Below are 20,642 nucleotides of genomic sequence, written 5' to 3'. Positions count from 1 at the left end.
TATGACGCAACTATTTTTATAAAGTTAAGTCTTACTAATAATTAACCTTAAAACTTTAGAAAAAATGAAAAAATTTGTACTATTATTTAGCTTGGTTCTGACGCTTATTTCTTGTTCAAACAATGATTCTGATGATGTAGTAGTTTCTGATTATTATGGAAAATGGAATCAGTATGCAGATCAGCCGTACGCAAACGATCCATCTTCGACACAATTTTCGTATCAATTTAATAAAGATAATACTTTTACAAAAACACGAAATTATGATAATAAGATCACAACTTTATCAGGAACTTTTGAAATAAAAACTACCGAAAACGCAACTACTTTTGTTTTAACATACACAGAGCAAAATTTTTTAATATCAAGTTGTACAGGTGGTTTAGTTGAGAGTTTAACTTTAGATAAATCAGGTCATTTAAATGATAATGCGAGTATGTGTGATCGAGGCTATACATATAAAAAAGCAAAATAAAAACCGTAAGTTTGCTAAACAATTAAAAGTATTCTGTTTTTTTAAATTGAATACTTTTTTCTTTTTTAATAAACTTTGAATATGAAAACGCACTTAGCACTTTTACGCGGCATCAACGTTTCTGGTCATAATATGATGAAAATGGAGGCTTTGAAAACAATGCTGGAAAACATCGGATTTCAAAATATCAGAACCTATCTGCAATCTGGAAATGTTTTTGTCGATAGTGAAGAAGAAGCTTCGAAAGTTGGTTTTATGATTAAACAGGAAATTTTTAAAGTTTTCGGACATGAAGTTCCTGTAATTGTTATTGCAAAAGAAGATTTAGAGCTATGTTTTAAAAACAGTCCGTATTTCAAAGAAAAAGATTTAGACACCAAAAAACTTTATGTTGCTTTTGTTTCGACTGTTTTGAAAAGTGAAAATATAAACGATTTAAAAATCAGTCAGTTTAAACCAGATGAAGCAAGTATTGACGGCAACAGAATTTTTATTAAATATGCCGTTGGTGCTGGAAAAACTAGGCTTGAAGGTAAATATATTGAGAAAAAACTAAATGTTATTGTAACAATTCGAAACTGGAATACAGTTACAAACCTTTTAAAAATGTACTCTGAGGAGTGTAATTAATATACGACCTATTCTTATGCTTAAAAAAATACTTTTTCTATTTTTTATTCTTTTTTCTTTTTCATCAAAATCTCAAAATTTTAAACTAGTAAACTCAACGACAGATTTTAAAGGCGGTTATCTGGGCTTTTCATCATTTGTTGATTATAATAAAGATGGTTTATTAGATGTTTTTGCGACTGGACTTGATCTTGGTCCTGCTGGTGATTTTAGACATGCCGTTTTTTACAAGAATAATGGAGATAAAACATTTACAGAAAGTCCAATCTCAAATATACCAAGAACAATTTACGGATGGTATGCTTGGGGAGATTATGACAATAATGGAACACTGGATTTAATCTATACGGGAACTACAAGTGGTTATAAAGAGGATTATATCACAAAGATTTATAAAAACATAAATAATGGCTGTGAATTTGTAGAGATCCCGCATTCGCTTCCTAAATTAGGCAACTGTTCGGTTGATTGGGTTGATATAGATAACGATGGGAAATTAGATATTCATTATGTAGGTATAAATTCTCTTGGTAAATTTGATTTAGGAATTTTTAAAAATACAGGCAATGATACTTTTACAAAAGTGGAAAATACCGGTATTTATGCTATTAGCGGAGATCTTGGAAATCTGACAGCTAATACAGCTAAATGGGTTGATTTTGATGGAGACGGATTAAAAGATGTGATCATGGGATCATCAACTCTTACCGAAAGAAGATTTGAAATTTATAAAAACCTTGGTAATTTTAAGTTTAAGAAAATAGATTTAGATCTTCCTCAATTAAGCTATGTTAGATTAGATGTTGGGGATATAAATAATGATGGTAAACCAGACTTTGTATTCACAGGAACGACTAAACTTAACCTGCAAAGTGAAGATAATGATGCAAAACTTTATTTCTATGTTAATAATGGAAATATGAATTTTACCAATACAAAGGTTTTAAGCAATCCAATGGTTCTTTTATGTCAACTCCATTTACAGGATTTAGACAATGATGGTTTTTTAGACTTTATTAATTATAGTGGTTCTATATATAAAATTACTACAATTTATATGAACAACAAAAATGGTGATTTTATTGAAAAGCCTCATGCTCTGCCCGTGAATTATAGTGGCGGAATTGATTTTGGAGATTATGATAATGACAAAGATTTAGATATATTGTACTATGGAAGAACCGAAAATCCAAGGGATGATGAAATAAGTTATGTATATGAAAATCTTGCAACGCAAATTATTTACCCAGATAAAATAATGTTGAACAATTCGTGCGATTGTAATTTTGATGCTTCATTTTCGCTCAATAATGATGTAGATAATGTGAAATGGAATTTTGATGATAATTCAACAGCTGCTTTAAACGAATCACTTTTACCAAGACCAACACATACTTTTTCAAAAAAGGGTACTTATACAGTTTCCGCGACTTACACTAAAGGCGCTAAAGTCGAAACATTGACAAAAATTATTACAATAATCGGGAAACCAGTCGTTGCAGAGCCTTCAGATATATCAACTTGTGATAAAAATGCACAGTTTGATTTTCATGCTCTAAAAGATGCTGAAATATTAAACGGTTTGCCATCTGATCAATATGAAATAACGTATTATTTATCTCAAATTGACGCTCAGAATAAAACCAATAAATTACCTAATTTGTACACGATTGCAAGTACTCAGCAGAATATTTTTGCTAGAATTCAAAGTACAGAGAAGTCAATTTGCTATACGATAAAAGATTTTACTATTAATGTTAAGGCGGCACCTATTGCAAATAATATTAATGATATTGTTGTTTGTGATATAAATAATGATGGATTTTCTTTATTTGATTTGACTAATGTTGAAGGCATACTTTTATCAAATCAGATGAATGTGAAAATTAGTTATTTTGACAGTTCTAATAAAAGTATTGCTGTTCCGCTTTCATCAAATTATAGAAATATAATTAAGCAAAATGATTTTATTAAAGCAAAGATTTCAAATATTGATAATGAGTGTTTCATTGAAACGAAAATCAATTTAATCGTTAGCCCATTACCAATTGCTAATAATTTAAGTAGTTTGATTGGTTGTGATGATAATAATGACGGAATATCGGAATTTTTTGATACTTCGGAAATAGAAAAAAATGTGCTGAAAGGACAGGTAGATATGCAAGTTTCATACTACAACAGCCAAGGAATTCAAATGAGTAACCCTTTACCTAATCCTTTTACCAATACCACTCCTTACAATCAAAACATTAAAGTTCGTGTAACAAATAAAATGACAAATTGTTATTCTGAAACAAATTTAGAGCTTAAAACGTCATCAAAACCAGTAATCAATCAGCCAGAAAACTTATATTCTTGTGATGAAGGAAGTGGAATTGCAAGTTTTAACACAACTGGTATACAGAGTCAATTAATAGGAAATCAATCTGGTTTAACAATTATATATAAAGACGAGAGAGGAAATGTTTTGCCTAGTCCGCTTCCCGAAATCTATAAAAATACAACTGCAAATAAACAGACTATTTTTGTGAAGGTCCAGAATAGTTTAAATGCATTATGTTTTTCAGAAACTAGCTTTGATTTAATTGTAAATGCATTGCCGAAAGTCAGTTTACATGAAAAATATGCATTGTGCGATTTAGAACCATATTTGTTGCTTTCTGTAGATTCAGATTTTGATTCATACGAATGGAAATCTGAAAATGGGAATGTTGTTTCAATTACGAACGAAGCAAAAATTGTAAATGAAGGTAATTATATTATCAAGATTAAAAAGAAACAAAATGGAATCACTTGCGAAAATAGTTTTCCTTTTAGTTTGTCACGATCAAAGCTGCCTAAGATTGAAAAGCTTATTTACGACGAATTTGACAGCAGTAAAATTGAAGTTATAGCATCTGGAGATGGAGTTTTTGAATATTCTCTTGATGGAATAACCTATCAGCAAAGTAATATTTTTACTAATCTTTTAGGAGGTAATTATAAAATACACGTACGAGATATGAACGGGTGTGGCGAATATGTTGAAGATGTAACATTATTGGATTACCCAAAATTTGTAACTCCAAATGATGATGGTTATAATGATTTCTGGCAAATAAATGGTCTTGAGAAATATCCAAATGCTAAAATATATATTTATGACAGATATGGAAAATTGCTGAAAGAGCTAAACTCAAAAGATATAGGATGGAATGGAAAATTTAATGGCGAAAATCTAGCAGCTGATGATTATTGGTTTACGATAAATTTAGACAATCAAAGCAAAATTTTTAAAGGACATTTTTCTTTAAAAAGATAAAATAAAATAATGTTTTGTTATTAAATATTATTTCGGAATCAAATCACAATACCAAAAACCAAAATCAAAAGCAGTTTCGTCGTTTGTGTCGCAAGCTGTGTTTGAAGTGTTTTCAGTCTTTGGTTTTTCATATTTGCGGTAAACAATTTCGCCAATTTCAAAGTTTATTGGTTCAGAGAAAATAGGTCCGTCGAAAGCAAAAGTGTGAAATTCGCCGTTTTCTCCACACACATCAACATTTTCGGGCAAATCATTTATAAAATCCTGATCGATAATTCGGCCAACAAAACTTTTGTCTAAATATTTTTCATTAACACAAACCACAATAGTTTTAAACCCTAACGAAATAAATTCCTGTATTAAATCGCTCGTTGGAATTTTCCAAATTGGGAAAACACCTTCAAAACCCAATTTTGCCAATTGATCTTCACGATATTTTCGTAAATCTTCTAAGAATATATCACCAAAAACAGAATGAGAAATACCTTGTTCTTTTAATTCGGTTAAGGCTTTTGTCATTACATTTTCATAAACTTCCATTGTTGGCATTTCAGGAATTTGCAAAATATTCAATGGAATTCCGATACTTTTAGCTTGCGCTTCTAATAATTCAACACGAACGCCGTGCATCGAAATTCGCTGGAATTGCTGATTTACGCTCGTAACTAAGCATTCGATTTTATATGCAGAATTTTGTAGAATTTTATATAAGGCAATAGCAGAATCTTTTCCGCTGCTCCAGTTGAATAAGGCTTTTTTAGGTGTAGACACGATTTGGAATTTTAAATGGTAAACTTACAAATTTCATTCTATTTGTTGACGAAACCTTTGTAACTTTGGATTTTTCGTATAAATTCAAATCTTTAATGAAATACATTTTTCTCCTTATAACTTCCTTTGCGTTTGCACAACAAACTCAATTTGTTGATTTTAAAACCGCTTCCGGACTATTAACTTTAAATGCCAAAGAAAAATCAATTTCAGGTATTGTAGATTACGGTTTTACGATTTTAAAACCAATTGATACAATAAAAATTGATGCTAAAAACATGGAATTCTCCAAAGTGCAGATTGACAATAAAGACGTTGTTTTTGTTAATTCAGGCAAGCAACTACAGATTATTGGAAATTTTCAAAAAGGAGATAATCATTTGACTTTTGAATATACTGCAAAACCAAAACAAGCTTTGTATTTTATTGATATTGAAGACAAAGAAGTTCAAATTTGGACACAAGGTCAGGGAAGATATACAAGTAATTGGTTTCCGAGTTTTGATGATGTCAATGAAAAAGTGATTTTTAACTTAGGAATAACTTATGATTCAGCATATCAGGTTTTTTCGAACGGAATTTTAAAAGAGAAATCACAAAATGGAAATTCATATCGTTGGCAATATGAAATGAAAAAACCAATGAGTTCTTATGTGCTGATGCTTGCCATTGGAAAATATGATAAAAAAAGTTCTAAATCGAAATCGAATGTTCCGCTTGAATATTATTTAGAAAATAAAGATGTTTCACGTTTTGAACCCACATTTCGATATTCAAAACGCATTTTTGATTTTCTAGAAAAAGAAATTGGTGTTCAATATCCGTGGGAGATTTATAGAGAAATTCCGGTTCGGGATTTTTTGTATGCTGGAATGGAAAACACAACTTCAACACTTTTAGCAACGCGATATGTTGTTGATTCAATTGGATTTGTGGATCGTAATTACACAAATGTCGATGCTCATGAGTTAGCGCATCATTGGTTTGGCGATTTAATTACGGCCGAAAGTAGTAAACATCACTGGCTTCAGGAGGGTTTTGCGACTTATTATGCGGCTTTAGCGGAAAGAGATATTTTTGGCGATGACTATTTTTATTCCAAACTGTATGACACTGCACAGCAAATAAAATTTGCATCAAGAACCGATTCAATTCCGGTTTTGAATCCAAAAGCGAGTTCGCTTACTTTTTACGAAAAAGGAGCGTGGGCGCTATTTGTGCTCTACGAATCAATTGGAGATAAAGCATTTAAAAAAGCGATAAAAAGTTATCTCAAAAAATATGCGTATCAAACAGTAAATTCGGAAGATTTCTTTAACGAAATAAAAAAAGTATCTGATTTTGACTTGGAAAAATTTCAAAAAACCTGGCTAGAATCGACTGTTTTTGATACACCAGTTGCGAATGCTTTGTTGAGCAAAAATAAATCTATTCAGGTCAGACTCGAAGTTGATAAATTGAAGAAAACACCATTGGCAGAAAAGAAAGATTTCTTCATTAAAACTTTAAATTCAGATGTTTATCATACGGTAAAAGAAGCGATTATTGATCAATTAGAAAATGAGAAATACGAATCAAAAAAAGAATTGCTTATTCTGGCTATGAAAACCAATAATATTCAGATTCGTCAAACAATAGCTGAAAGTTTAACTAGGATTCCAGAGGATTTTAGGGCAGAGTACGAAACTTTGTTGAACGATAAATCCTATCAAACGCAGGAAATAGCGCTATATTGGTTGTGGAGAAATTTTCCAGAACATCGAAATGAATATTTAGATAAATCAAAAGACTGGATTGGTTTTAACGACTATAATCTTCGTACAATGTGGCTTTCTTTGGCATTATCTACACCAAATTATGCATCAAATCCAGATGAACTTGTTGCTGAATTAATTGATTTTTCTTCAACTAAATATGAGGCAACAACGCGACAGAATGCACTCGAAAAACTGATTGCTTTTAAAATCATCAACGATCAGGTTCTGAGTAACTTAGTTGCTTCAACTACACATCATATGTGGCAGTTTTCAAAATTTGGAAGAGACACAATAAGAATGTTATTAAAAAATTCTGAAATGCGTGCTTCGTTTGAAAGAATTTTGCCTAATTTGACCCCCGATGAACAGTTTCAATTGAATCGTTTGCTGAAAGAGTGAAAAGAGAATAAAATATAGAGAATAGAGCAAGAAGCAAGAGTAAAGATTTAAGCAAATATAAATGTCTTTGTTCTTGCTTCTTTCTTCTATTTTCTAATAAAAATAAAACCTACAATACCACATATGAGAGCATTAGTTATTTCTGGCGGCGGAAGTAAAGGCGCCTTTGCCGGAGGAGTTGCGCAGTATTTAATAGAAGAAAAAAATCATGAATATGATTTGTTTTTGGGCACTTCCACCGGAAGCTTGCTAATCCCACATTTAGCTTTAGGACATATTAAAAAAATTCACTCTGTTTATACGAATGTTACAATGGCAAGTATTTTTAATATTTGTCCGTTTGTGGTTAAAAATAAAGAAGGTGTTGATATTGTAACGATTAATCATTTCAATGTATTGCGCCAGTTTTTTAAAGGAAAAAGGACTTTTGGCGAGAGTAAAGGTTTAAGAAAATATATTCGGAATAACTTTTCGTTGTCAGATTTCAATAAACTAAAAAAACTGAAAACAGATGTTATTATAACGGTAACCAATTTCACCAAAAACGAATCGGAATATAAATCTGTAAAAGATTGCAGTTATGAAGAGTTTATAGAATGGTCTTGGATTTCAAGTAATTATGTTCCGTTTATGAGTTTGGTGGAGAAAAATAATTACGAATATGGCGATGGCGGATTCTCGAGTTTGGTTCCAATTCGTGAAGCAATTAATCGCGGAGCTACTGAAATTGATGTCATTATTTTAGAAACCGAAGTAAATATGGATAAAACAGTTATTGGTAAAAATCCATTTTCATTAATGATAGATTTGTTCCGAATTGCTTTGGATCAAGTAGAAAAACATGATATTGCTATAGGAAAACTTATGGCAAATAATAAGAATGTCAAACTTAACTTATATTACACTCCAACAAAACTTACTGATAATGCCTTGATTTTTAATAAAGAAGTAATGAAAGAATGGTGGGAACAAGGATATGAATATGCTCAGAATAAGTCAGAAGTTATGAGTGACAATAGGTGATTTTAGAATTCTGATTTTAGATTACAAGAGATAAATCTAAAATCAGAATTCTTAATCTAAAATACTTTTTCTACCAAAGATCAGCAACTTCATTTTTAATATATCCTAAAGCAGCGTTACTAGGCGATTGTTTTTCTAATAAATCATTTAAAATTACTTCACGCAATTTATCAGCATTTTCTACTTTGTCGCTCATTGCAGCTTTTCGAATCATTTGGATTGTAGCATTTTTTGCCGTTGTAATAATCGTCCAGCACTCATCAGACATGTAAATCTGTTGCGTTAAATTGTGTTCAAATTCCTGCTCAATCTGATCGATTATGTAGTTTTCGTAATCGTGTTTATTTTGAGAAATTGGGGCAATTCGAATCAATAATTTGGTCAGGTTTATACGTTCCAAAAATAAAGTCATACGCTCATAAGCTTGTAAACGTATTGGTAGTGATTGCTTTTGGTAATCTCTATTCAATAAAAAAGCACGCTTTTTATCATTATTTTTAATATGCAGTTCAAAAAAACTGTAGGCAACAAATCCTGTAACAATTGCAGGAAGTGTATAACTGGCTAATTCTATAATTCTTGTAAAATCCATTTGGGTTAAATTTTTTAGCAAAAATATACTTTTTGAGGAGAAATCCGTTTTAAATTTTCGGTAATAAACAAAACGGAAAACTTACTTTTGTAGCTGTTTTTTAAATTCTACACAATTTTACTTTTAATGGATTCATACATAATACTTTTTCTTTGTCTAGCCGCGTTTGCTGCAGGATTTATTGATGCAATTGTTGGTGGAGGCGGTTTAATCCAAACTCCAATGGGATTAATTTTATTGCCTAATTTGCCTGTTTCTACAGTAATTGGTTCTTTAAAGATCCCAGCTTTCAGCGGAACTGCATTTGCTGCTTTTCAGTATTTAAAAAAAGTAGTTATTCAATGGAAATTATTAATCATAATGATGTGCTTGGCAGTTCCATCGGCATTTTTGGGTTCTACCATTTTGACAATGGTTAGCAACGATTTTATGAAACCGCTTTTGCTTGTAGTTTTATCATTGCTGTTTATTTATACGTACGCAAAAAAGAATTTTGGTCAGCATGTTGCGAAAGATCATTCAGAAGTAACTCAAATTATTTATGCGGTTGTAATTAGCGTTATTGTTGGTTTTTATGACGGATTTATCGGGCCAGGAACTGGAAGTTTTTTTGTAGTTGCATTTATAGCGCTTTTAGGTTTTGATTTTCTTCACGCTTCCGCGAATGCTAAAATGGTAAACCTGGCTACAAATTTTGGTTCGATTTGCTTGTTTATGATTAAAGGGAAAATAATCTGGTCAATCGCGATTCCGATGGCGATCAGCAACGGACTTGGAGGTTGGCTTGGCGCAAAATTGGCTATTAATAAAGGAAATGGGTTTATTCGAATTTTCTTTTTGGTGGTTGTTATTGGGACTTTGATTCGATTTGCTTACGATGTGTTTTTCAAGTAAGCTTCTAAGTTACTAAGATGCTAAGGTTCTAAGCTTTCTCTCTTTGTCGAAAGAAAAAAATAAAGTCTTAGGAACTAGGTAGCTTAGTATCTCAAAAATGATGTTTGTTTTCTAGCCCCGATAGAGGCGATATCCTCGTTGCGGAGCGAAGAGATAAAGCCGAAAGCGGGAAACCATGTTCAATAAAATGCCTTTTCTTCGGCTTCAAAAAAGAAAAAAAACTTAGTGTCTTAGAAGCTTAGTAGCTTATTAAATCATTAATTCTTATTTTTGCATATAAAGGAGATAAATTACATGCAGAAATATATTGACCAGCTCAACGAAGCGCAGAGAGCGCCTGTTTTAAAGAAAGACGGGCCAATGATTATTATTGCTGGTGCAGGTTCGGGAAAAACCCGTGTTTTAACAATTAGAATTGCTTATTTGATGGCTCAAGGTGTTGATGCCTTCAATATTTTGTCGCTGACTTTTACCAATAAAGCAGCGCGTGAAATGAAGCACAGGATTTCGGATATTGTGGGAGCATCTGAAGCTAAAAATCTTTGGATGGGAACTTTTCACTCGATTTTCGCTCGTATTCTTCGTGCAGAATCAGATCATTTAGGATATCCTTCCAATTTTACTATTTATGATTCTCAGGATTCGGCGAGATTGATTTCTTCGATTATTAAAGAAATGCAGTTGGATCGTGATATCTATAAGCCAAAACAGATTTTAGGTCGTATATCAAGCTATAAAAACAGTTTGATTACGGTTAAAGCCTATTTTAATAATCCAGAATTGGTTGAAGCCGATGCTATGGCAAAAAGACCAAGATTAGGCGAAATTTATCAGCAATATGTAGAGCGCTGTTTTAAAGCTGGCGCAATGGATTTTGATGATTTGTTATTGAAAACAAATGAATTGCTGACTCGTTTTCCTGAAGTTTTAGCTAAATATCAAGATCGTTTTCGTTATATTTTGGTTGATGAGTACCAAGATACAAATCACTCACAATATTTGATTGTTAGAGCTTTATCAGACAGATTTCAGAATATTTGTGTGGTTGGTGATGATGCGCAGAGTATTTATGCGTTCCGTGGAGCGAACATTAATAATATTTTGAATTTTCAAAAAGATTATGAAGGTGTAGTAATGTTTCGTTTGGAACAGAATTATCGTTCGACACGAAATATTGTAGAGGCGGCAAATACGGTAATGGAGCATAATAAGACCAAACTGGATAAAGTGGTTTGGACTGCAAATGAATTTGGGCCAAGAATTAAAGTCCACAGAAGTTTGACAGATGCAGAAGAAGGTCGTTTTGTTGCGAGTACAATTTTTGAGCAGAAAATGCAGAATCAATTGCATAATGGCGCTTTTGCTATTTTGTATCGTACAAATGCACAATCGCGTGCGATGGAAGACGCTTTAAGAAAACGCGATATTCCGTATAGAATTTATGGAGGTTTGTCTTTTTACCAACGTAAAGAAATTAAAGATGTTTTGTGTTATTTGCGTTTGGTTTTGAATCCAAAAGATGAAGAAGCTTTGATTCGTGTAATCAATTACCCTGCAAGAGGAATTGGAGATACAACTGTAGAAAAACTGACTATTGCGGCAAATCATTATAAACGTTCGATTTGGGAAGTAATGGTGAATATCGATAAAATCGACTTGAAATTGAATGCCGGAACTAAAAATAAACTAAAAGATTTTGTTACGATGATTCAGAGTTTTCAGGTTATCGATCAAAATCAGGATGCTTTTTATATTACAGACCACGTTGCAAAGAAAACAGGTTTGGTTCAGGAATTGAAAAAAGATGCTACTCCGGAAGGAATGGCAAAAATTCAGAATATCGAAGAACTTTTAAACGGTATTAAAGATTTTACCGAAGGTCAAAGAGAGATTGATGGAGCAAGAGGTGCGCTTTCTGAATTTATGGAAGATGTAGCTTTGGCAACTGATTTGGATAAAGATACAAATGATGAAGATCGTGTAGCTTTGATGACGATTCACTTAGCAAAAGGACTTGAATTTCCGCATGTTTTTGTTGTGGGAATGGAAGAAGATTTGTTTCCGAGTGCTATGAGTATGAGTACCAGAAGCGAATTAGAAGAAGAACGTCGATTATTTTACGTAGCTTTAACTCGTGCTGAACATCAGGCGTATTTAACTTATGCACAGTCGCGTTACCGTTGGGGAAAATTGACAGATAGTGAACCATCTCGTTTTATTGAAGAAATTGATGGCCAATATCTAGAATATTTAACTCCGTCTGAAAGTAATTATCGTTATAAATCACCAATTGACGGCGATATTTTCGGAGATGTAGATAAATCTAAATTAAGATTGGCAAAACCAGTAGGAGGAACGCCTCCAAAACATGTTACAGATAATAATCCGAAACCGGATTTGAATATCAGAAAACTAAAACCAGTTGGAGGAACAAACCCAAATGCTGGCGCTCCAAATTTATTTGATAGCAAATTAACGGTTGGAAATGTGGTGATGCATGAACGTTTTGGAAAAGGCGAAGTGATTAATCTAGAAGGTGTTGGCGCTGATAAAAAAGCCGAAATTAAATTTGAGGTAGGCGGAATTAAGAAATTGTTGTTAAGATTTGCTAAATTAGATGTTGTAGGATAAGAAATGTTTCAAGTTTAAGGTTTCAAGTGTTGAAGCGTAAACCTGAAACCTGAAACAAATATAAACTTGAAACAAAAACGATGGCTGAATTCATAAAAATATATCCAGATAAACCTAGTGAAGCTGCAATTGCAAAAGTTGTAAAAGTGCTTCAGAATGGTGGATTGGTAATTTATCCGACAGATACTGTTTATGGTTTAGGTTGTGATATTACCAATTCTAGGGCTTTAGAAAAAATTGCAAAAATAAAAGGTGTTAAATTAGAGAAAGCAAATTTTTCTTTTATTTGTCATGATTTGAGCAATTTATCAGATTATGTACGTCAGATTGATACATCGACTTTCAAAATTCTGAAAAGAGCTTTACCAGGTCCTTACACCTTTATTTTGCCAGGAAACAATAATTTGCCAAAAGAGTTTAAAAAGAAAACAACAGTTGGTATTCGTGTTCCTGATAATAATATTATTTTAGAAATTGTTCGTCAATTGGGAAATCCGGTAGTTTCAACTTCTATTCGTGATGAAGATGATGTAATTGAATATACTACAGATCCCGAATTGATTTTTGAAAAATGGCAAAATCTAGTAGATTTGGTAATTGATGGTGGTTATGGTGACAACGTTGGTTCGACAATAATTGACCTTTCAGAATATGAACCAGTTATCGTGAGAGAAGGAAAAGGCGATATTGATATTTTGTAAGAAAAAATATAGATTGTTTAGGATAATACAAAAAGGTTTGGTTAATTAGCTACTAATTAATCAAACCTTTTGGCTTTAATGAAAAAACTATTTACTCTTTTATTTTTATTTTCTGCGCTCACTATATTTTCGCAACATAATCTTAATGGTAAAATTACAGGTAAAGGTAATATTCCGTTAGAAGGAGTAAATGTTTATTATGATGGTACAACAATTTCAACAGTTTCAGATGCTGATGGAAAATTTTCTATCAAGTATGAACCTAATGCTAATAGTATTTTAGTGATTAGTTCAATGGGATATCAAACGGAGTATTTGTCGGGATTAGATGTTTCGAAGCCCTTAAATATTGCGATGAAGATTTCGGAAAATGAGCTTAAAGAAGTTGTTGTTAATAATAATAATGAGTTTACAAGAGCTCAGAAATTAAAGTTGTTTAGAGAATACTTTTTAGGAAAAACTAGTAATGCGAAATCAGCTATTATTAAAAATGAAGATGATATTAAATTTAATTATGATAAAAAGAATTTACTTTTTACAGCCTCTTCAGATAAACCTTTAGTAATTATAAATCCGGCCTTAGGATATAAAATTGATTTTGAATTGGTAATTTTTGAAGTTTATTTTAATAGGTTTAGTATTAATTCATTAGATGCTTATAAGAATTTTTATGGAGGCGTGAGCCGATTTGAAGAAATTGATAATAGCGCTAAAGTTTTAAAAAAACGAGAAAAAACATTTCAGGGATCTCAAATTCAGTTTTTCAGAAATTTAGCAAATACGGATTGGGAGGCCAAGAAATTTTTACTGTTTAAAGGTAAGTATAATCAGGATCCAACTAAATGCTTCAAAATAACTAAAGAAGGCGATTTTGCAAAAGTAGAATTAATTGATCAGGATAAAAGTGAAAATATAAATCTAAACTCAAAAAAAATTGTAGCTGTTTATAATCTTATCTTCGACAAAAAGGAAGTATCCAAAATAACTTTTGAAACAAATAGTTTTTATATTTACAAGTATGGAAATAATTCAAATATTGAAGACATACTTTTTTCAGGGAAAATATCGGAAAAAAGAGTTGGAGATATGTTGCCTTTAAATTATGGGGTAGAATAATTATAATACTGGGAATAGTAATATGGTATATTTGTAAAAAAAAACTGAAATTGTGTAAATGTTAAAAAATAATCACTAACTTTAGTATAGTTAAAATTTAGTTAGTTGATTAAAAATAATGCTATTCTTGATTTATATTTAATTGGTTATTAAAAAAATTAAGGATACATAAAAGCAGGTCGTAAGACCTGCTTTTTCTGTTTTTTATGATATGTAAAACAAGGATTATTTCGCTTGTTTTTTCATTTCTTTTTCAATCATATCATAGAATTGATCGATTTTTGGCATAACCACAATACGAGTTCTTCTGTTACGAGCTTTGTTGTCTGGAGTATCATTTGCAACTAATGGTACATATGAACTTCTACCAGCAGCAATTAATTTTGCAGGGTTAACACCAAGATCATTTGTTAATACACGAACGATAGAAGTAGAACGTTTAACACTTAAATCCCAGTTGTCTAACAAAACTCCGTTGCTTTTGTAAGGAACGTCATCTGTGTGTCCTTCAACCATACATTCAAAATCAGGCTTGTCGTTTACAACTTTTGCAACTTTCGCTAAAACAGATTTTGCTTTGTCGCTTACGTCATAACTTCCGCTTTTGAATAATAATTTATCAGCGATAGAAATAAATACAACTCCTTTTTCAACATTGATTTCGATATCTGGATCGTTGATTCCAACAGCTCCTTTTAAACTTGTAACTAATGCTAAAGTTACACTGTCTTTTTTTGTAAGAGCATCTTGAAGTCTTGAGATTTTCAAATCTTTCTCTTTTAAGCTTTCTAGAGATTTTTCAAGGTTTTCAGCTCCTTTAGTAGTTAAAACCGTTAAATCTTTTGAACTGTTGATTAAGTCTTGGTTATGTGATTTTAAGCCTTCAACTGTAGCAGCTAAACCAGCTTTTTCTTCTAAACAAGAATTTAATTTAACAGTGCAAGAGTTTAATAAATCTTGGGTCTCTTTGTTCTTAGCTTCAAGTGCAGCATATTGCTTTTTCGATACACACGAAGTTAAGGCCATTAATACTGATAGTGCGATAACTATTTTTCTCATAGGTATTATATTTAATTAAACGTTGATTACAAATTTAGTTTTTAATATTTTGATTACTGTTAAAGATTTCTTTAAAAACCAGTAATTTCTTTATGTAATAGAGGTAAACGATACTTTTTACGGTATAGTATTGCTGTATTTGAAAATCTTTTCGCTTTTTTAGATATTTTAAAGATAGGCAATAAAAGGAGAAATGTGCTTTCAAAATAGCAAAAGTATGGGTGAATTTCCCTTGTGTAAGAAAACGGATACCTGCTATGCCATCTAAAACCATTCTGAAGAAAATCACAAAGAATAAACCTTTCTTAGGTAAATTTTTCACAAGCATTAGTAATGAATTTCTGAAATTCAAAAATGTTTTTCGTGGATTTCCTTGTTGTAAAGTTGCCCCTCCAACATGGTAAACAACAGATTGCGAATTATATTTTATGATTTGCCCTTCATTTGCGGCGCGCCAGCATAAATCAATTTCCTCCTGATGTGCAAAGAAGCTTTCATCAAAACCTCCCAACTCATCATAAACCTCTTTTCGGATAAAGAAACAAGCGCCTGACGCCCAAAATAATTCACAATTGTCGTTGTATTGCCCATTGTCTTTTTCAACAGTATCAAAAATACGTCCGCGACAAAAGGGGAAACCATATTTATCGATGAATCCACCAGCACCGCCTGCATATTCAAAATATTCTTTGTTTTTAAAATCAAGAATTTTTGGCTGAATGATGGCAGTTTGTTTTTCAGACTCAAAAGTTTCAAGTATTGGCTTTAACCAATTTTCGGTCACTTCAATATCCGAATTTACTAAGGCATAAATTTCAGCGTCAATATGTTTTAAAGCATCATTATAGCCTTTTGCAAATCCATAATTGCCTGTATTTTTTACAATTTTAATTGTAGGGAAATTTTGTTGAACAAATTCAACGGAATTATCTGTAGAATCATTGTCGGCAACATATATTGTCGCGCCTTCCGAAAATTGAATAACTGATGGTAAAAATTGCTCCAACAATCTTACTCCGTTCCAATTTAAAATGACAACTGCTATTTTATCCAAAAGTTCTTAAATTATTTATTTTAATGGTTTTCTTTATAATCAGGCAGGTTTCTCAAAAACTGATATTTTTCGTTTTCAAAATCCATTTGACAATAAAAATGGTTTAGTCCGTTTGTGACATTCAAAAACCGTGCCTGCATTGTCATATTATAACGAGCAATTTGATCAAAAGTTGCCTGAGAGATTTTCACCTCGGGTGCTTTACATTCTACTAGTATATGTATAGAACCGTCAGAATTAAAAACAACAACATCATATCGTTTTCTTAATCCGTTGACTTTTAAAACTTTCTCAACATTGATTAATGATTTGGGATATTTTTTTTCATGTAATAGATAATGAACAACGTGCTGGCGAACCCATTCTTCTGGGGTAAGAATGATAAATTTTTTTCTGATTTCATCAAAAATAGACACTTTATTTTCGCTATTTTTGAATCGAAAACTATAAGTTGGAAAATTTAATTGCTGCATAAAGCAAAAATATAAAATAGTTTTAGGTTTCAGGTTTAAAGTTTCAAGTTATTGAACGATGAACATGAAACCTGAAACTTGAAACAAATTTTAAATGGACGAAGTTGTAAAAATTGTCAATGATATCAAGGCCGGAAATATAAAACCAATTTATTTTTTAATGGGGGAAGAACCTTATTATATAGATAAATTATCTGAATATATTGAGGAAAATGTGCTTGCAGAAGAAGAGAAAGGTTTCAACCAGACTGTTTTGTATGGAAGAGATGTTTCTGTAGAAGATATTGTTTCAACGGCCAAGCGCTATCCTATGATGGCTGATCGTCAGGTTGTTATAGTAAAAGAGGCCCAGGATTTGTCTAGAAATATTGATAAATTAGAAGCCTATGCCAATAATCCAATGGAAACTACGGTTTTGGTTTTTTGCTACAAATACAAAACGCTGGACAAACGTAAAAAAGTTACTAAAGTATTGGCACAAAATGGTTTGGTTTACGAAAGTAAAAAACTTTACGAAAATCAGGTTGGTGATTGGATAAAACGTGTTTTGGCGGGAAAGAAATATACAATTGATCCAAAAGCAAATGCAATGTTGGTTGAGTTTCTCGGAACAGATTTAAGCAAAATCAATAATGAGCTTGAAAAACTGCAGATTATTTTGCCACAAGGTACAATGATTACGGCTGAGCATATTGAGGAAAATATTGGTTTCAGTAAAGATTACAATGTTTTTGAATTGCGAAAAGCAATTGGAGAACGTAATCAGTTGAAAGCGTATAAAATCGCAGAAAACTTTGCTCACAACCCAAAAGAATATCCATTAGTAATGACAACAGGATTGGTATTTGGATTTTTTGTACAACTCTTAAAATACCATGGACTTAAGGATAAAAACCCAAAAAATGTTGCAGCTGCAATTGGGGTAAATCCTTATTTTCTAAAAGAATATGATCTGGCTGTAAAGAATTACCCAATGCGAAAAGTGAGTCAGATAGTTGGAGCATTGCGTGATATTGACGTAAAGAGCAAAGGTGTTGGAGCAAATGCGCTTCCACAATCTGATTTGCTAAAAGAAATGCTGTACAAAATATTTAATTAAGCCGTAATAATTCACGATATTTGCCTTTCTAAAAAATAATCAGATTAAAATAATTACACAATTATGGGAATGAATAAAAATACCATTTTAGGATGGGCTACTTTAATAATGGTACTTATGGGATTGTTGCTTATAGGTTTAGGAATTTTTAGATACAGTGATGTTTCGGGCTGGGGATTTGCTGCCGTTGGAGTTGGTTTTTTTGCTAATGCTTGGGTATTCAATGCTTTGAAAGGCAGGGTTTAATCTGTTTTAATTGAAATAGAGATCATAATAAAAACAATATAAATAAAAATAAAACAAATGTCAGACGATAAGAAAGTAATTTTCTCAATGCAGAAATTGAGTAAAACCTATCAGGGAGCAGATAAGCCTGTTCTTAAAAACATTTATCTAAGTTTCTTTTACGGAGCTAAAATTGGTATTTTGGGACTTAACGGTTCTGGAAAATCTTCACTTTTAAAAATTATTGCTGGAGTTGATAAGAACTATCAAGGAGATGTGGTTTTTCAGCCTGGTTATACAGTCGGTTACTTAGAGCAGGAACCAATTCTTGATGATTCTAAGACAGTAATCGAAATTGTTCGTGAAGGAGCTGCAGAAACTATGGCTGTTTTAGAAGAGTATAATCAAATTAATGATTTATTTGGTCTTGAAGAAAACTATTCAGATCCAGATAAAATGGATAAATTGATGGATCGTCAGGCGGCATTGCAAGATAAAATTGATGCTCTTGGTGCTTGGGAAATCGATACAAAATTAGAAATCGCAATGGATGCATTGCGTACGCCAGAAGGTGATACGCCGATTAAAAACCTTTCTGGAGGTGAGCGTCGTCGTGTAGCTTTATGTCGTTTGTTATTACAACAGCCTGATGTATTACTTCTGGATGAGCCAACCAATCACCTTGATGCTGAGTCAGTTCTTTGGTTAGAGCAGCATTTAGCACAATATTCAGGAACTGTAATTGCTGTAACGCACGATAGATATTTCTTAGATAACGTTGCTGGTTGGATTCTTGAGTTAGATAGAGGAGAAGGTATTCCATGGAAAGGAAACTATTCTTCTTGGTTAGACCAAAAATCAAACCGTATGGCTCAGGAGGAAAAAGTGGCTTCTAAACGTAGAAAAACGTTAGAGCGTGAGTTGGAGTGGGTTCGTCAAGGTGCTAAAGGTCGTCAGACTAAGCAAAAAGCACGTTTACAGAACTACGACAAATTATTAAATGAAGACCAAAAACAATTGGATGAAAACTTGGAAATCTACATTCCAAATGGTCCACGTTTAGGTACGAATGTTATTGAAGCCAAAAATGTTGCAAAAGCTTTTGGTGAAAAATTACTTTATGATAATTTGAACTTTACTTTGCCACAAGCCGGAATTGTTGGAATTATTGGACCTAACGGTGCTGGTAAATCTACCATTTTCAAAATGATTATGGGTGAACAAGCTACTGATAGTGGAGAATTTTCAGTTGGTGAAACAGTAAAAATCGCTTATGTAGATCAGTCTCACTCTAACATAGATCCAAATAAATCGATTTGGGAAAACTTTGCTGATGGTCAGGAATTAATTATGATGGGTGGAAAGCAAGTGAATTCTAGAGCTTATTTATCACGTTTCAATTTTGGTGGTGGTGAGCAAAACAAAAAAGTGTCTATGCTTTCTGGAGGAGAACGTAACCGTTTACACTTGGCCATGACTTTGAAAGAAGAAGGAAACGTACTTTTGCTGGATGAGCCTACGAATGATCTTGACGTAAATACACTTCGTGCTCTTGAAGAAGGTTTGGAGAATTTTGCCGGTTGTGCCGTAATTATTTCTCACGACAGATGGTTTTTAGATAGAATTTGTACGCACATTCTAGCTTTTGAAGGAGATTCTGAAGTTTATTTCTTCGAAGGAAGTTTCTCTGATTACGAAGAAAATAAAAAGAAACGTCTTGGTGGTGATTTAACTCCAAAACGTTTGAAATACAGAAAATTGATTAGGTAATAGGTCTAATAAATTTTAAATAAAAAAAATCCCAAATTCCAATTTAAGTGAATTTGGGATTTTTTTTGAGAAAATATTGTGAGAATTAAAAAAATTAAAGAAACTTTGATTTTAATTCAGGAGTTGGAATCATACAGCTTTCTTTTTTGCCGTACCAATTATACCTGTTTTTAGCAACATAATCATAAATTCTGTCACTGATGAAAATAGGAACGATTCTAAAAATTGGTACTAATTTCCAAAAACCACCAAAATTTTTGGTTATTTCAATTACAGCTGAAGATTTGTAAAAATAAGCAGTTCCAGGTTCATACAAAATAATGCTATCCATTTTAGAAAAACTAATTCCTAAATGTTTACAAATTGAAATTCCTAATTCTGACTGCAATGCCACAAACCTAAAAATGTCTTTTTTATCATGTTTAATAATAAATTGAACAGCAGAATCACAAAGGTTGCAAACTCCATCAAAGAGAATTATTTTTTTATTTTTTGGAAGAGTTTCCATTATTAATGTAGATCAGGTTTCGTATTTAAGTATTAACGCAGAAGATTTATAAAATTGTATTCTGTTTTAGTAATCGCAAGCCTATTTGAAAAATCTATTGATTTCTTAATTTTGATAAATTTTTCAAATTCAAAATGACTTAAATAAACTATTTAGAATCCGAT

Annotated in this window: 18 protein-coding genes; 12 read left to right on the top strand and 6 right to left on the bottom strand. The window is 32.0% G+C overall.

Features of this window, described 5'->3' with window-relative positions:
- Positions 1-64: 64 nt before the first annotated feature.
- The 3 genes from FN795_RS01070 to FN795_RS01060 all read left to right on the top strand — a co-directional run bounded on the left by FN795_RS01070 (position 65) and on the right by FN795_RS01060 (position 4,406).
- On the top strand, positions 65-475 hold the full coding sequence (locus FN795_RS01070) for a hypothetical protein (protein WP_142448866.1): 411 nt from the start codon (positions 65-67) through the stop codon (positions 473-475).
- A gap of 81 nt (positions 476-556) precedes the next feature.
- Positions 557-1,105, top strand: a complete 549-nt coding sequence (locus FN795_RS01065) for a DUF1697 domain-containing protein (RefSeq protein WP_142448865.1) — start codon at positions 557-559, stop codon at positions 1,103-1,105.
- Positions 1,106-1,121: 16 nt separating this feature from the next.
- Positions 1,122-4,406, top strand: a complete 3,285-nt coding sequence (locus tag FN795_RS01060; protein ID WP_142448864.1) for a T9SS type B sorting domain-containing protein — start codon at positions 1,122-1,124, stop codon at positions 4,404-4,406.
- Between the two features lie 27 nt (positions 4,407-4,433).
- On the opposite strand, the gene FN795_RS01055 is transcribed toward FN795_RS01060, so the two are convergent.
- Positions 4,434-5,177 (bottom strand): Dph6-related ATP pyrophosphatase, encoded by a 744-nt coding sequence (locus tag FN795_RS01055; RefSeq protein WP_142448863.1) that lies wholly within the window; start codon positions 5,175-5,177, stop codon positions 4,434-4,436.
- 95 nt (positions 5,178-5,272) lie between these two features.
- Here FN795_RS01055 and FN795_RS01050 point away from each other — a divergent pair, with 95 nt between their 5' ends.
- Positions 5,273-7,333 (top strand): M1 family metallopeptidase, encoded by a 2,061-nt coding sequence (locus tag FN795_RS01050; RefSeq protein ID WP_142448862.1) that lies wholly within the window; start codon positions 5,273-5,275, stop codon positions 7,331-7,333.
- 123 nt (positions 7,334-7,456) lie between these two features.
- A complete protein-coding gene (locus FN795_RS01045; protein WP_142448861.1) occupies positions 7,457-8,356 on the top strand; it encodes a patatin-like phospholipase family protein in 900 nt (299 codons plus the stop codon).
- A gap of 70 nt (positions 8,357-8,426) precedes the next feature.
- On the opposite strand, the gene FN795_RS01040 is transcribed toward FN795_RS01045, so the two are convergent.
- A complete protein-coding gene (locus FN795_RS01040; protein ID WP_035643924.1) occupies positions 8,427-8,948 on the bottom strand; it encodes a DUF7935 family protein in 522 nt (173 codons plus the stop codon).
- Between the two features lie 126 nt (positions 8,949-9,074).
- Here FN795_RS01040 and FN795_RS01035 point away from each other — a divergent pair, with 126 nt between their 5' ends.
- The 4 genes from FN795_RS01035 (at position 9,075) to FN795_RS01020 (ending at position 14,290) form a co-directional block, all read left to right on the top strand.
- Complete coding sequence (locus FN795_RS01035) at positions 9,075-9,842, top strand: sulfite exporter TauE/SafE family protein (RefSeq protein WP_142448860.1); 768 nt, start codon at positions 9,075-9,077, stop codon at positions 9,840-9,842.
- A gap of 294 nt (positions 9,843-10,136) precedes the next feature.
- The gene (locus tag FN795_RS01030) at positions 10,137-12,473 is read left to right on the top strand and encodes an ATP-dependent helicase (protein ID WP_142448859.1); all 2,337 of its coding nucleotides are present in this window, start codon (positions 10,137-10,139) and stop codon (positions 12,471-12,473) included.
- Positions 12,474-12,553: 80 nt separating this feature from the next.
- Positions 12,554-13,174 carry an L-threonylcarbamoyladenylate synthase gene (locus FN795_RS01025; protein ID WP_132991064.1) on the top strand — a complete coding sequence of 207 codons (621 nt, stop codon included), beginning with the start codon at positions 12,554-12,556 and terminating at the stop codon, positions 13,172-13,174.
- Between the two features lie 78 nt (positions 13,175-13,252).
- The gene (locus FN795_RS01020) at positions 13,253-14,290 is read left to right on the top strand and encodes a carboxypeptidase-like regulatory domain-containing protein (protein ID WP_142448858.1); all 1,038 of its coding nucleotides are present in this window, start codon (positions 13,253-13,255) and stop codon (positions 14,288-14,290) included.
- Between the two features lie 225 nt (positions 14,291-14,515).
- Here the strand turns inward: FN795_RS01020 and FN795_RS01015 are convergent, their stop codons facing one another.
- From FN795_RS01015 to FN795_RS01005, 3 genes are read right to left on the bottom strand one after another with little or no spacing between them, the layout of a single operon-like run.
- On the bottom strand, positions 14,516-15,349 hold the full coding sequence (locus FN795_RS01015) for an OmpA/MotB family protein (RefSeq protein ID WP_035643915.1): 834 nt from the start codon (positions 15,347-15,349) through the stop codon (positions 14,516-14,518).
- A gap of 34 nt (positions 15,350-15,383) precedes the next feature.
- Positions 15,384-16,403 carry a glycosyltransferase family 2 protein gene (locus FN795_RS01010; protein WP_142448857.1) on the bottom strand — a complete coding sequence of 340 codons (1,020 nt, stop codon included), beginning with the start codon at positions 16,401-16,403 and terminating at the stop codon, positions 15,384-15,386.
- Positions 16,404-16,423: 20 nt separating this feature from the next.
- Positions 16,424-16,876 (bottom strand): type I restriction enzyme HsdR N-terminal domain-containing protein, encoded by a 453-nt coding sequence (locus FN795_RS01005; RefSeq protein ID WP_142448856.1) that lies wholly within the window; start codon positions 16,874-16,876, stop codon positions 16,424-16,426.
- A 94-nt stretch (positions 16,877-16,970) separates the two neighbouring features.
- Here FN795_RS01005 and holA point away from each other — a divergent pair, with 94 nt between their 5' ends.
- The 3 genes from holA to ettA all read left to right on the top strand — a co-directional run bounded on the left by holA (position 16,971) and on the right by ettA (position 19,970).
- Positions 16,971-17,975 carry a DNA polymerase III subunit delta gene (gene holA / locus FN795_RS01000; protein ID WP_142448855.1) on the top strand — a complete coding sequence of 335 codons (1,005 nt, stop codon included), beginning with the start codon at positions 16,971-16,973 and terminating at the stop codon, positions 17,973-17,975.
- Positions 17,976-18,038: 63 nt separating this feature from the next.
- Complete coding sequence (locus FN795_RS00995) at positions 18,039-18,221, top strand: CAL67264 family membrane protein (RefSeq protein ID WP_035643908.1); 183 nt, start codon at positions 18,039-18,041, stop codon at positions 18,219-18,221.
- Positions 18,222-18,278: 57 nt separating this feature from the next.
- A complete protein-coding gene (ettA, locus tag FN795_RS00990; protein ID WP_111291005.1) occupies positions 18,279-19,970 on the top strand; it encodes an energy-dependent translational throttle protein EttA in 1,692 nt (563 codons plus the stop codon).
- A gap of 94 nt (positions 19,971-20,064) precedes the next feature.
- Here ettA and FN795_RS00985 read toward each other — a convergent pair whose 3' ends face one another.
- Entirely contained in the window at positions 20,065-20,478 is a 414-nt protein-coding gene (locus tag FN795_RS00985; protein WP_142448854.1) for a thiol-disulfide oxidoreductase DCC family protein, read from the bottom strand.
- Between the last annotated feature and the right edge of the window lie 164 nt (positions 20,479-20,642).

This window comes from Flavobacterium resistens (assembly GCF_900182645.1).
Lineage (GTDB): Bacteria > Bacteroidota > Bacteroidia > Flavobacteriales > Flavobacteriaceae > Flavobacterium > Flavobacterium resistens.
Note: the sequence above shows the minus strand (reverse complement) of the source record. Positions and strands in the feature narration are given on the sequence as shown.